General features: G+C 39.2%; 10 protein-coding genes. 7 read left to right on the top strand and 3 right to left on the bottom strand.

Translation table 11 applies throughout. From position 1 onward, the window contains the following. Positions 1-319: 319 nt before the first annotated feature. The 3 genes from EKM78_RS07930 to EKM78_RS07925 are packed head-to-tail and all read right to left on the bottom strand — an operon-like array spanning position 320 to position 4,006. On the bottom strand, positions 320-3,214 hold the full coding sequence (locus EKM78_RS07930; protein WP_125771101.1) for a hypothetical protein: 2,895 nt from the start codon (positions 3,212-3,214) through the stop codon (positions 320-322). Beyond that, a complete protein-coding gene (locus tag EKM78_RS12685; RefSeq protein WP_164507258.1) occupies positions 3,190-3,372 on the bottom strand; it encodes a hypothetical protein in 183 nt (60 codons plus the stop codon). Before EKM78_RS12685 ends, EKM78_RS07930 begins: the two co-directional genes overlap by 25 nt. 46 nt (positions 3,373-3,418) lie before the next feature. Continuing rightward, positions 3,419-4,006: a hypothetical protein gene (locus EKM78_RS07925; RefSeq protein ID WP_125771099.1), complete on the bottom strand. Its 588-nt coding sequence runs from the start codon at positions 4,004-4,006 to the stop codon at positions 3,419-3,421. Positions 4,007-4,575: 569 nt separating this feature from the next. Here EKM78_RS07925 and thiD point away from each other — a divergent pair. The 7 genes from thiD (at position 4,576) to EKM78_RS07890 (ending at position 13,350) form a co-directional block, all read left to right on the top strand. Continuing rightward, positions 4,576-5,385, top strand: a complete 810-nt coding sequence (gene thiD, locus EKM78_RS07920; protein WP_164507259.1) for a bifunctional hydroxymethylpyrimidine kinase/phosphomethylpyrimidine kinase — start codon at positions 4,576-4,578, stop codon at positions 5,383-5,385. A 33-nt stretch (positions 5,386-5,418) separates the two neighbouring features. Beyond that, complete coding sequence (locus tag EKM78_RS07915) at positions 5,419-6,276, top strand: MFS transporter (protein WP_125771095.1); 858 nt, start codon at positions 5,419-5,421, stop codon at positions 6,274-6,276. 150 nt (positions 6,277-6,426) lie between these two features. After that, positions 6,427-7,890: a cytochrome ubiquinol oxidase subunit I gene (locus EKM78_RS07910; RefSeq protein WP_125771093.1), complete on the top strand. Its 1,464-nt coding sequence runs from the start codon at positions 6,427-6,429 to the stop codon at positions 7,888-7,890. Then, positions 7,890-8,909, top strand: a complete 1,020-nt coding sequence (gene cydB / locus EKM78_RS07905) for a cytochrome d ubiquinol oxidase subunit II (protein WP_125771091.1) — start codon at positions 7,890-7,892, stop codon at positions 8,907-8,909. Before EKM78_RS07910 ends, cydB begins: the two co-directional genes overlap by 1 nt. A gap of 2 nt (positions 8,910-8,911) precedes the next feature. Next, positions 8,912-10,651, top strand: coding sequence for a thiol reductant ABC exporter subunit CydD (gene cydD, locus EKM78_RS07900; RefSeq protein WP_125771089.1), 1,740 nt, complete (start codon positions 8,912-8,914; stop codon positions 10,649-10,651). Further along, positions 10,648-12,390 (top strand): thiol reductant ABC exporter subunit CydC, encoded by a 1,743-nt coding sequence (gene cydC / locus EKM78_RS07895; RefSeq protein WP_125771087.1) that lies wholly within the window; start codon positions 10,648-10,650, stop codon positions 12,388-12,390. The genes cydD and cydC overlap by 4 nt, the downstream gene beginning before the upstream one ends. Positions 12,391-12,612: 222 nt before the next feature. Further along, on the top strand, positions 12,613-13,350 hold the full coding sequence (locus tag EKM78_RS07890; protein WP_125771085.1) for a MerR family transcriptional regulator: 738 nt from the start codon (positions 12,613-12,615) through the stop codon (positions 13,348-13,350). The last annotated feature ends 466 nt before the right edge of the window (positions 13,351-13,816 follow it).

The raw sequence follows: 13,816 nt of genomic DNA, 5'->3' as shown, positions 1-13,816 counted from the left end.
ACATCCTAAGTCGTAATGAATAAAGAAGAGGCTTATATGCTCATGAAAATTGGCATTGAGTATATAAGCCTCTTCTTGAATAAATGCATCAAAATAACCAAACCACGACGAGAACCGATTTTATCGCCTAGTGAAAGACCGAGTTTTGAGATGCCTGGGCGAACTCCCCAGGTAGCTCAAAATCGCGTCCCCTACGTTCCAGTGTGTGTATCCCCGGGCCCCGGAGTCGGCATTGAACGTACAACCAAAATACTACCAAAACACAAAAAAAGATGCTCCAGACCAAACAGTCTAGAACATCTTAAATATCAAAAACTAATTAAGCTAAAGCAAAAGAAAGTGGATCGCTGTTAGTCCAGAAACCAACAGGGCGAATCTTCCGATTCCAGTTAGGCTTAATATTTACATGAATTCTTTCAGCAACTTCCTTCTTCTTGATCAAATCAATAACAAGTGCGGCTGCTGCAGCGATATCAAATCCAATGATACCAACAGTCATCATAAGTACACCGATAACGATAGGAACTACGATACTGATTGCTAGTGCAATAGCTTGAATCAAGATAATTACACCAACGATAGCATCTGCGATCCAACCGAATAGTGGAATGAATGAGAATGGTAATGCGATTACGAATGCGATCTCAACGATTGGAATTGAAATTGCTAATACTAGACCCATCCAGAATGGCCATGATAATGCAATCAATAGTCCTGGAATGAAGAATAGCATCATAAGTCCACCGATAGCTACTGCTAAGTATAGACTTGGAAGTGCTAGATCAGTTAGGATCAACGCCATGAATCCGAAGCCGATGAACCATAATAAGAAGTTCAGAACTAAGAACTGAGGCATTAGAAGTAATAGAATCAAGAATATTGCCATACCGGCTAGCATACCTCCGGCCATAAAGGCTAAGTATCCTAGAAGTACTACGGCCATACCAGCGATTAGTCCAAGTCCGATGACTCCGGCAAATCCACCAGCCACGACTGTTAATACAGCAAATCCGGCAATGATCAATCCGAGAACTACACCCATGATCAATCCTGCGATCAAGGCAAATCCGATTAATCCAAGTAAACTAAATAGTCCAGCAATTACTAATCCTAATAAGGCTGTTATTGGAAGTAGCATTGCTAACAATCCACCTGTTAATAATGAGATGATACCTGCAATTACTTGAGCAATTACAAGACCAACTGTCATAACTAGTGGAACGATCAATCCTGCGAGAACTATAGCACCAGCTAATAGAACCATAGGAATGAATGATAATACGATGAATCCTGGAATAAATGTCAATGCTAAAATAACTAAACTAATTGGAACAGTAATCAAGTTAATGATTGGAATCAAGTTAGCGATCAATAGTAATGGTGCTGTGAACAATGATACGACTAACATGATTGGGAACAAGATCAATGAAGGAATGATCAATGCGCCGAGTACTGTGTAAATGAATACAACAGGTAGTGCAGTGATTGCAAATACGATTCCCCATGTGATCAATGCTAATGGTACCCAGATTGGTGAAGTTACGATATCAACTACACCCATTGCTAATGCAGCAAGTGGAACAGCTAAGATAGCTAGAAGAATTGCTGGTAGCAAGTCATCTTTGTTATCTACTGTCTTCTTTTGTACTAGTGCGTCAGGTACGTATTTACCGTCCAAGTAATCTTGATATACTTGTGAGTTCAACATTAATTGGTTGTTGATAGGTTGATCGAAGTCACCATCTTTCAAGCTATCACCAAAAGCGTTAAATACTTGTGGTAAGTTTGCTAGATACTTGTCAGAACTACCACTGATTGGTTGTGTGTTTAATGTAATTAAGTATTGGTTTCCGTCAGTCGTCTTTTGCAAGTATTTGGCTGTTGTACCATTTGTATCTGATGAATCAGTCTTGCTTGATAAGTCATGTAAAATTCCAGGAAGTGATCCTAGGATTTCTGCCTTATCCATTTCTGATGAACCTTGCATCTTATTGCCCATGTCGTTCTCAATTTGTGAGAATAGTGCAGCATTGGCTTTTCCATCCTTGGCTGAAGCTTGTTCGTCAGTAGCTTCAGTGGCCTCGTTGGATGAAGTATCTTTGTTGATAACTAGGTTATCAGCTCTCTTGGCATTTTGTTCTGCCACAGCTGAAGCAGCATAACTATTTAAAGTAGCAGTTGGATTGTAAGTCCGTTCCTTCAAGTTAGTTGCTCCGGTTGTATCTGTATTAGAGTCGACCTTTTCAACTGTGATGTGATCTTTCATAGCGTTCCAAGCTTCGGAAGCGTCAAGTTCACTATCAGTAGTTGTATATTTACCGTTGATGTAATCTTGGTAAACTTGTGACTCTAATAAAACGTCTATGTCCATTGCCTTATCAAATGCATCATCAGCCATGTTTTCACCAAAGGCTTTTAATAAGCTTGGCATTTGTTGCTGAAGTACACTTGCACCGTTAGGATCAGCTACACCATTGATAGTTGTGTATGCTGTTCTACCAGTACTCAACAATGTTGCAAAATTGAACACTTGGTCTTGGCTATTAGCCTTGGAAATGTATGACCACATCCATGGCATAGCTTTGACGATTTCAGCTTTTTCAGCATCAGTTGCTTCTGGAACTTTGTTTTCAATGTCCTGTCTAATACCTTCGAACGTTTCGTTCTTTTGGTAAGACTTCGTTTCGCCAGTGTTATCAGCATTGTTTGGATCTGTATCGTTATTCTTCAAAACTTCTTCAAGAGTAGCTTTTGGATCCGATGCTTTACCATCTGGCGTTTGGATGACATTTTCAGGTGTCGTTCCTGCCTGAACTTGTTCAGAAGTTCCTGTCTTCGACTGTGCCGGTTGATCAACCGCTGTCGTCGTTGTTGCAGTGTTCTTTGTTGCGGTATTACTTGTTGTTATATTTTGCGTCGCAGTTTGCGTTGCGTTGTCACTTGAATTGTCTACTTTTTCAGCGCTTTGGCTAGTATCGGTCTTAACTGGCTGACTAGTTGTAGCTGAAGATCCCTGCGCATTGGAATTTTCAGTTGTCGTAGCTTGCTGGTTATTCGTCGATGTTGTAGCTTGATTTTCTGACGTTGTAGTCTCATCAAGGGCATTGTTCGTTACGGTCGATGCATCATCAGATGTAGTTGCTTGGTTAGCAGCTGTTTGAGTATCTGCATCAGGTGTTAGATCGCCAACTACTTTAATAGTTGTTTGACCCATGACAGCTTTTTCTGCTTCGTCAAATGTTGGTTGATAATAACTGTTCTCGCCTTGTTGTGTTGTACTGCCGGCTTGAGTAGTTGTTGTCGTTCCAGTTTGTTGCGAAGTAGTGTTGTAACTAGTTGTAGTATAACTTGATGCTGCTTGTGTAGAAGCATATTGAGTTGATGCTACTGAGCTAGTTGACTGCTGTGTTCCGTAAGTCTACTGCTGACTAGTCGTGGAAGCATATGAACTAGTCGTAGATTGTGGTTGCCACTTCGAAGTCAACTTATTGTTGGCAACATTAACTGTTGCGCCTTCAAAGTTTGCTTTAACAGGAGTTGTATCATATACATTCTTCGTAGCTACACCAATAGCTGACGAGTAGTTTGCATCATGTACAGTCTCGTTAAATGTAAATGTAACCGTTCCTTTATCAGCGTTCTTCTTCACCGTGTATGGTAAAGAACCTTTTTGGTTGATAACAGAACTGTTATCTAAATCAACGTTCTCAGTGTCAAAATCAACAACGAGTTGTTCGCCTTTTTGGATAACATTATTACCGGATGCGGCAATGTTAGTTACAAGAACATAACCATCTTTTTGCTTGTCGAGTTTAAGATTAAAAATGCTGTTAGCATCTCTAAGTGGTGCTTTCAAACTCGAGTTGTCTTTTGCAACGCTTTCAGTTTTTACATTTTCTGCGCCGGCCAATGCGGCTGCTGCGATTCCAGCAGTACCATTGGCAACCATTGGTGCAGCAAGTGCAAGAGCTGAAATTGATACGACGGCTTTCTTGAGCAATGACATACCGTTTATCCCCCGCATCTATATTTTTATTAATAGCTGATATAACTTTTGTTATATCTCCTTCATAATAACGTTTTCACTTACTTGAATGCAACTGATTTCACAAAATAATTTCAAAAATATTACTTGTTATTTACAGAAACGTATCATTTGTATGCGAATACAATTGCCGGTTTGATAGTATTCATAGATTTATAAGTCTATAAGTGAAATTGAAAGAATCCAAAATGACGTCATATTTAACCGGATGTTTGTGAAATCAAGTACATTTCTCGAGTTGTACGTTTCCTAACAATTACATTTATCAAGAGTTAATCGGTTTATAACTTGATAATTGAGCATTTCCTCAAATATGAAAAATATTTTCTCATAATATGCGCTTGTTTAATTGTGAAAAATTAAAAATATTTTCATATTTTACAATCTTATGTGACGGCGTTATGTTATTTTACAATAAAATTAATGCATCCCAATTAAAAATTGGTATCTAGATAGCTAATTAAGTAAATTGATATCACTTTTAGATTATTACTGGTAATATTTAAGTAATTAGAAATCTAGGAGGCATTATTTTGAACAAATTTACTCAAGTTTTAACAATTGCTGGCTCTGATTCGGATGGAAGTGCTGGTGCTCAAGCTGACCTCAAAACTTTTATGGCTCGCGGTGTTTATGGTATGTCCGTCTTAACTGCAGCCGTCGCTGGAAATTCCTACGGTATTCACGACGCTACTGTCATGTCTCCTAAATTTATTGATAGTCAGATCAATGATATTAAGGAAGATTTTAAAGTCTCAGCTTTCAAAACGGGAATGCTGTCCGATTCTGCAACGATCAACACCGTGGCTGATGCGATTGCCGATAAGCCATTTGGCTTTTTCGTTTTGGATCCGGTAATTATTACTAAACACGGCGCTATGTTATTAGAAGAAGATGCTTACCAAACTTTGATCGATCGACTTTTTCCACTAGCCGATATCATTACACCTAACTTCTATGAAGCTAAGAAGCTTTCAGGAATGGAACTTAATACCCGTGAAGAGATCGTCCTGGCTGCCCACAAATTGCAAGAGCTTGGACCTAAGAACATCATGATCAAAGGAGAGCATGCTGATGACTCGATCGATTCAGTAGAAGATTTTGTTTTACTTGAAGATGGACAATCATTTTGGATCTCTGAACCTTATGTCAAGACAGATCATATTAACGGAACTGGCGACACCTTATCATCATCGATCGTTGCGGAAGTCGCTAAAGGTCAAGATCTTGAATCCGCTATTCGTATTTCAAAAACTTTTACTTACCAAGCTATCAAGAATATCATTGATGTGGGTCACAAATATGGACCGATCAATCACTTTGTTAAAGACAACATATAATAGTAGAAAAATTTCATAGGAGGTTATTTTCGCATGGTAAGAATCACTAAAATCTCTGCGGCGACGATCCTATTTATCTTATCGATCATCTTAATGCTGAAGACTGGTTTTGCTGGTTTTATTTCAGCATTGATCGGTAACGGTTCAATTAGTGGTGCGGCTGGTATCATGATTGCCATTACTTACATTATTACGGCGATAATTTACATTTTGACTAATCGCACTTATAGCTTAGTTCCTGACATTATCAATTTTTTGATCTTGATCATCGGATCAGTCATGGGTTTGATGAATTCAGATTTTCCCGATACTAGTTATTTAAAGATCTGGTCTTGGGTCGGAATAATAATTGGAGCTATCGTCTTGATCACCAGTATCGTCGATTTGATCATCCATCCTATTCCGGAGGACGACGAGCCCGAAAATCAACAACAGCTGAATCGCGGTAACTATTATCAACAAAGCTCCAACAATGAATATTTACGGAATCAAAATTTTAACCAAGCTAACCTGAATAACCAATACAATGGCTATCCTCAAAATAGCTTTGATAATCAAACGCAAACACGAACCAATTACCAAGGATCGACTAATCCTTACAACGATTCCTCAACCAACAATGGTCTATACAATGGTAGCCAGCAAAATGGTTATTATCCAAATGATCCTAATTTTAATCAGTACAACGGTCAATATAACGGTAATCAAGAACCTAACAACCAATATAGCGACCAGAGCGGTCAAAACTATGGCAGTTTTAATCAAGGACAAAATCCCTACAATAATCGATTTAATCCTGACCGTGGACAAAATTTAAATAATTCTTCAAAAAATAATTTAAACCGCTCGCCAAACATCGATCCTTCAAAAAGCCGTCGCAGTAGGCATTAATGCAAGCCTTTTCAGGCTTGCTTTTTTTATCATTGTTTATATCGTGATAAATGATTTATCGCTATTGATATTTTAATTAATTAATCATATGATAAATGTAGTTATAGATGTACGTATATCTATAAACGAGTTATAGGAGGAGGTAATTATATGTACGGACTAGGTTTGACTATCGTCGGTTTGGCTCGTTTCCAATTCGCGATGACTACCGTGTTCCATTTCTTCTTCGTTCCATTTTCAATCGGAATGGGATTTGTTGTTGCTATTATGGAAACAATTTACGCAGTCAAAAAAGACGAAGTTTACCGTACTATGGCGAAATTCTGGGGAAAGATCTTCCTACTAAGTTTTGCCGTAGGTATTGTTACAGGTATTATTCAAGAATTCCAATTCGGTATGAATTGGTCAGAGTATTCTAGATTCATGGGTGATGTCTTCGGTGCACCACTTGCCATCGAAGCATTGCTAGCATTCTTCATCGAATCAGTGTTCATCGGTATTTGGATGTTCACTTGGGATAGATTCAAGCCAGGTTGGCACGCAGTTATGATCTGGATGACTTCTATCGGTACTATGTTATCAGCTATTTGGATCTTGGCTGCTAACAGTTTCATGCAACACCCAACAGGTTTCACGATCGCAGTTATGGGTGGACGTACACGTATCAAACTAACAAGCTTTGGTGACGTGGTTGCCAACCCACAACTTTGGAGAGTGTTCCCTCACTTGATCATTGCTGCTATCATGACAGCCGGTGTCGTTATCGCTGGTATGAGTGCATATGGTCTTCTTCGTAAGAAGAAAGGTGAAAACCACTTCTTCAAGACTTCATTAAGATATGGTCTTTGGGTAGGTTTAGTTGGTGCTCTTCTAACAATTGTTGCTGGTGATTTCCAAACACAACAAATGCTTAAAGATCAACCAATGAAATTTGCTGCTACTGAAGGTATTTACAAGACCACAAAAGACCCAGCTCCATGGACTGTTATTGAAACAATCGATGCTAAGGGTCACAAGGCATCTCATCAAGTTGAGATCCCTAAGGTACTTAGTCTTTTGACTTACCATAAGACTACTGGTTCTGTTAAAGGTATGAACGAAATTAACAAAGAACTCAATAACGAATATGGTAACAAGAAATTCGGTACCCAGATGGGTTCAGAATTAGACTTCTACCCACCTGCAAAGACATTGTTCTGGAGTTTCAGAATAATGACCGCAATTGCATTTATCATTCTTATCTTTGATTTCTTAGGACTACTATTCTCAAGAAAGAACAAAGATACGATCGAAAACAAGAGATGGTTGCTCCACTGCTTAGGTATCGGTATTTGGGTTCCATTTATCGGTAACTCAGCTGGTTGGTTCGTAACTGAATTTGGTCGTTATCCTTGGATCGTTTACGGATTATTCACAATTTCTCAAGCCGTATCACCTTCATCAACTGTGGGAAGCTTGCTATTTAGTAATATTCTTTACTTCTTACTATTTGCCTTCCTCGGTGGTGTCATGGTTTGGTACAGCAGACAGACATTGCATCAAGGTCCTTACTTCGAAGAAAAGGATTCTAAGCAAAATGTGAATCCTTTCGCAAAGGAGGCATTTGGTAAATAATGACAATTCTTCAAATTTTATGGTTCTGTATAATTGGTTTACTATTTGCTATCTTCGTCTTCCTTGAAGGTTTCGACTTTGGTGTTGGTATGGCAACACGTCTTATCGCTAAAGATCAAGACGAACAAATTGCTATTCAATCATCAATCGGCCCTCACTGGGACGGAAATGAAACATGGTTAGTTACAGCTGGTGGTGCAATGTTTGCATCGATCCCATTGTGGTATGCTTCATTGTTCTCAGCTTACTATTATCTACTAATGTTAGTTTTAGTCGCTTTGATCGTTCGTGGTGTTTCCTTCGAATTTACAAAGCACGCTGAAACAAAATCTGGTAAGAATTTCTGGTTATGGTTATTCTTCCTAGGTAGTGCATTAGCACCATTCTTCCTAGTTATGATGCTAACAAGCATGATCCAAGGTATTCCTTTGAATGCCAATGGTGATGCTACAGGTCTTGGCTTCTTCGATGTTGTCAACTGGCTCTCAGTCGTTGGTGGTATTGCTGGTGTATGTTTATCATTAGTACATGGCTTGAACTTCCTACGTTTGAGAATGGAAGGCTCATTAGCTGACCGTGCACGTAACATGAACAAAGTTCTTTACCCAATTCTTTTTGTTGGTGAAGTATTATTCGCTTTACTTGTTATTTTCCAAACAGACTTCTTTACTAATAAATTAGTCTCATCATTGATTATTACAATCTTAATTGTATTATTCTCATTGTTGGGTTACTATGGAGTCCTAAAGGATAGAGCAGGATGGAGCTTCGTTGGATCAGGTTTATCATTGAGTGCAGTCATTGTATTGATCTTCAATGGTATGTTCCCACGGGTTATGATCAGTACTATTAAGGGTAACGACATTCTTCTTAAGAATGCTTCAAATTCAGAGTACACGCTAAAAGTTATGACTATCGTTGCATGTATTCTAGTTCCTATCGTATTGATTTACTTCATTTGGTCATACACTCTATTCACCAAGAAAATAAATCCTAAGGATAATACGGTGAAATATTAATTATGATTGATAAGCGATTATTTCGCTTACCAGGAACAAAAAAACTTCTACTGATGCTTGCAGGATTAACTTTCTTGCAAGCATTTGTTATTTTATTCCAAGGTAAGTACTTAGCAGATGCATTAGTAAATTCTTGGAAGATGAAACCACTACAAACTATCATTTATCCAATGACACTCTTTGCAGTGGCTTTTGTTGTCCGACATTTATTAAACTTAATAAATACAAAAATAGTGCAACATTACTCTAGTACTATGTCAGAAGAGATCCGTTCACAATTATTAGACAAGGTCTATAATTCGGGACCACAAATGATCTCTGAACGTGGTACTGGTAATTTAGTGACAGCATCATTAGACGGGATCGACTTAGTAGAAAATTACTTCAAGCTGATTTTTACGAAAATGATGAACATGTCGATCATCCCTCCTATACTCTTGATCTACATCTATATTCAAAATATCGCCTCAGGTATAACTTTGACGATCATCGTGCCTTTGATCATTCTCTTCATGATTATCTTAGGTTTAGCTGCCCAAGCTAAAGCTGATGCTCAATACGATCAATATACGATCTTATCCAATCACTTCTTGGATGCTTTAAGAGGATTGCCTACGTTAAAAATGTTAGGTCTAAGTAAGCGCTACGTTAAAAATATCTATACCGTCAGTGACGAATATCGTCGTCGGACGATGAATACTTTACGTATCGCCATCTTGTCTACATTTGCCATCGATTGGTTGACAACCTTAGGGATCGCCATTTTAGCGGTCTTCTTAGGATTCGGCTTGATCAACGGTTCATTCCCACTCTTCCCTGCCTTGGTAACTCTGATCTTGGCACCGGAATACTTCTTGCCCTTGCGTGACTTCTCAAATGACTACCACGCAACCCTTGATGGGAAAAATGCGTTAACTAATATCTTCTCGATCCTCGAAAGAAAGGATACGGAGAATACCAACCGGTTAGACGATTCAACTTGGGACGAAAACTCGAGCTTTGAGATCAATAATCTCCAGTTTAATTATGATGACGAAGATAAAACCGCTGATGCTAGTTTGGATATCAACCATTTGAAACTATCTGGCTATCAAAACGTCGGCGTTATCGGTAAATCCGGTTCCGGTAAATCAACCTTGATCAGAGTCATTGGTGGATTTTTAACGCCAGAGAAAGACTCTGACATTAAGATCAACGGCCAACAGATCCCTCACTTTACGCAAAGAAAGTGGCAAAAAGAATTGACATTCTTACCACAAGCACCGTACTTATTTGCTGGAACATTGGCCGAAAATATTGCTTTTTACCGTCCGGAAGCTAGTTTGGATGAGATCAAAGATGCGGCTGATAAAGCTGGTCTAACTGATTTTATTGAAACTCTCAAAGACGGATATGAAACAAAGATCGGTGAAGGTGGCCGTGGTATTTCTGGTGGTCAACAGCAACGTATCATGATCGCACGGGCATTCTTAGCTGATGACCGCCACATCTTGATTTTCGATGAACCGACAGCTCACTTGGACATTGAGACCGAATATGCGCTCAAGAAACCTATGGAGCAACTATTCAAAAATCATTTGGTCTTGTTTGCTACTCATCGTCTCCACTGGATCAAAGAAATGGATTATGTCGTTGTCATGGATGATGGCATGATCGTCGAACAAGGAACTCCTAGTGAATTAAGTCAACATCAAGGTGCCTATTCCGACTTAATCAATAATATGCGAGGTGAAACACTGTGAACTTTTTCAAGACATTCAAACATGATACTTGGGTAAAGCCATATATCAAGCAATACAAGGGACTGTTAGTCCTCGTCTTGATCTTAGGTTTTCTCACAGTTTTCTCCGCCACGGCATTAATGTTCACTGCTGGATATACGATTGACAAAGCGGCAACGCATCCTTATAACATCCTATTGATCTACGTACCAATTGTTTTAACTAGAGCATTTGGTATCGGTCGTCCCGTCTTTAAATATATGGAACGACTAAGAAGTCACAACTGGGTCTTGAAGATCACTTCTGATTTGAGAACTAGACTGTACAAAACACTAGAAACTGACGCCTCTTTCTTCACAGAGCGCCACAAAACTGGTGACATCATGGGATTACTTTCTGAAGATATCAACCACTTGCAAGACTTATACTTGCGAACTGTTTTCCCAACGGTCATTGCTTATATCGTTGCCTTAGTTGCCTCGATCGCCATGGGAGTATTCAATCCATCGTTTGGATTCTTCGTATTGCTCCTGTGCTTTATTGAAATCGTTTTAGTACCACTTATCTCGGTTTCGATCGAAAGCGCTCGTAGAGAGCGTCAAAAAGCTTTGAAAAGCGATTTATATACAAAACTAACTGACAACATCTTGGGAGTAGATGACTGGGTGATCTCCGGTCGTCAAAAAGACTTCAAAGACTTATCAGCTAGTACGATCAAAGAACTAGATGCTTCAAAAGACAAATCCAAAGCCTTCAGACGTTATCGTGACTTCGTCTTACAATTGCTTTTTGCCATGATCATGATCGTCATGTTGATTTTTACTAATATCCATATGACTGGTAATCAAGAAATGGCCAACTATACCGCCGCCGTCGTCTTGGCAGCCTTACAGCTATCCGATACCTTCGTTCCAGTCAGTCAAGGTTTTGAAGAATGGCCACAATATCGCGATTCGATCAGACGATTGAACACCATCCAACCAGTCGATCAAGACTTACCTGAACAAGTGGAATTAGACCCTAAAGATTTCGAACAATTAACACTGAAAAACGTTAATTTCGAATACGCTGCTGACTCACCGATTTTGATCAAAGACTTCAGTCAAACTATCAAACGCGGTGAGAAAATTGCCTTGCTAGGACCTTCAGGAATTGGTAAAACAACTATCTTGCAATTGATCCTCGGCGACTTAGTACCACAACAAGGTTCGATCAAAGTTAACGACTTAAACGTTCAACAGATCCAAGAAAAACGGGAAACGATATTCTCAGTCTTGAATCAAAATCCTTTCCTTTTCAACACTAGTGTCATTAACAACGTTCGACTAGGAAATGAAAACAAGAGTGACGCCGAAGTCAAAAAGGCTCTCGAACGAGTTGGCTTGAAGGACTTACTAGAGTCACTACCTGAAAAATACAACACCTCAGTTGGAGAAAACGGCTCCAGGTTCTCCGGAGGCGAACAAGAACGGATCGCCCTAGCACGGATCTTATTACAAGATGCTCCAGTAGTCCTATTGGACGAACCAACCGTCGGACTAGATCCAATTACCGAAAATGATCTACTAGAAACCTTCTTCGACGTCTTAAAGGATAAAACAATCATCTGGGTAACCCACCATCTTCAGGGAGTTAACCACGTTGACCATGTCGTCTTCGTCAATGATCAAGGGATCGAAATGCAAGGTGATCCTACAGAGTTGTATCAAAGTAACAAGCATTTTAAAGAATTGTATGAGATGGATGCTGGATTAAGTTAGACAGCTGCAATTACAATCTTAATTGGTGGATGATTATTCTTATAAATACGATAAAATCACAAAAAAACTCTTCACACACATTGTGTATTGAAGAGCTTTTTTATTACAAACAAATGATTTAACATTGAAATGATTAAGTAATATTTTTACAGTTTTAATCTATAAATACTTGCAAGTAACCCAGCGTAATAAGCTATAAAAGAAGTAGGAGGTGAAAAGCTTATGTCAAATTACACCACTGGAGAGTTGGCGAAAATCAGTCATATTTCTGTCAGGACGTTGCAATATTACGACAAGAAGGAACTGCTAACACCATCAAGTAAGACGGATTCTGGAGGAAGGATCTATAACGCTACGGATATGAAGAAATTAAAATTGATTCTTCTTTTAAAAAGCCTTGGTTTAAAACTATCCGAGATCAAACAAATAACTGAAGCGCCAAATGCTATTAAAACTTTAAGCTTAATTCTGACGGAACAAGAAAAAGCTGTTAAAGCTGAACTTAAAGACTCGCAGAAACAATTAAAAATGATTGAATCCGTCAAAAACAATTTAACTGACATCGATCACCTAACTCTCAATTCCATTGATGACATAAACAAAATCATGAACAACAAAAAAGCTCTCAGAAGAGTTCACATCAACCTACTTTTAATCGGAACTCCTTTTAATATCTTAGAACTAGTTACGTTAGTTTACGGTATTGTCAAAGGAAATTGGCTTCCATTTATCATTGCCATGATCCTCGTCGCTATTGAGGCTGTCTTATTAACGAGATACTATTTCAAGAACACTAATTACATTTGCCCCAACTGCAATACCACATTTAAGCCTGCTATGTGGACAGCTTTCTGGGCAAAGCATACGCCAAAGACACGTCGTCTTACCTGTCCTAACTGTGGTCAGACTAATAATTGCGTTGAAGTTTACGATGATGGTAGCCTTGATCAAAAATCATAACGGCGATATAAGAGTGTGATAGAAGCTGCTATCTTCTGCAACTCGTTTCCACAAATAAAGAGACTGGAAGAGGATGCTCAGCTGCTGAGGATTTAGGGACTAGCAGCACCAGAGTGCTGCGAAGCAGTGCTCGCTGATAGTTGCTAAACCGAAGGCCGCTATCCTCTGCAACTCGTTTCCACAAATAAAGAGAGTGGAAGAGGATGCTCAGCTGCTGAGGATTTAGGGACTAGCAGCACCAGAGTGCTGCGAAGCAGTGCTCGCTGATAGTTGCTAAACCGAAGGCCGCTATCCTCTGCAACTCGTTTCCACAAATAAAGAGAGTGGAAGAGGATGCTCAGCTGCTGAGGATTTAGGGACTAGCAGCACCAGAGTGCTGCGAAGCAGTGCTCGCTGATAGTTGCTAAACCGGAGGCTGCTATCCTCTGCAACTCGTTTCCAAACAAAAAAGACACCTACACGGTGT

Origin of the sequence: Companilactobacillus furfuricola (assembly GCF_003946325.1) — a bacterium.
Classification (GTDB): Bacteria; Bacillota; Bacilli; order Lactobacillales; family Lactobacillaceae; genus Companilactobacillus; species Companilactobacillus furfuricola.
Note: the sequence above shows the minus strand (reverse complement) of the source record. Positions and strands in the feature narration are given on the sequence as shown.

Bases quoted from the DNA above. Each gene is read 5' to 3' on its own strand.
- EKM78_RS07930 (WP_125771101.1), bottom strand. From the start codon at position 3,214: ATGGGTCAAACAACTATTAAAGTAGTTGGCGATCTAACACCTGATGCA.
- EKM78_RS07925 (WP_125771099.1), bottom strand. From the start codon at position 4,006: ATGTCATTGCTCAAGAAAGCCGTCGTATCAATTTCAGCTCTTGCACTT.
- EKM78_RS07915 (WP_125771095.1), top strand. From the start codon at position 5,419: ATGGTAAGAATCACTAAAATCTCTGCGGCGACGATCCTATTTATCTTA.
- cydD (WP_125771089.1), top strand. From the start codon at position 8,912: ATGATTGATAAGCGATTATTTCGCTTACCAGGAACAAAAAAACTTCTA.
- EKM78_RS07890 (WP_125771085.1), top strand. From the start codon at position 12,613: ATGTCAAATTACACCACTGGAGAGTTGGCGAAAATCAGTCATATTTCT.
- EKM78_RS12685 (WP_164507258.1), bottom strand. From the start codon at position 3,372: ATGCTTCTACACAAGCAGCATCAAGTTATACTACAACTAGTTACAACA.
- EKM78_RS07910 (WP_125771093.1), top strand. From the start codon at position 6,427: ATGTACGGACTAGGTTTGACTATCGTCGGTTTGGCTCGTTTCCAATTC.
- cydB (WP_125771091.1), top strand. From the start codon at position 7,890: ATGACAATTCTTCAAATTTTATGGTTCTGTATAATTGGTTTACTATTT.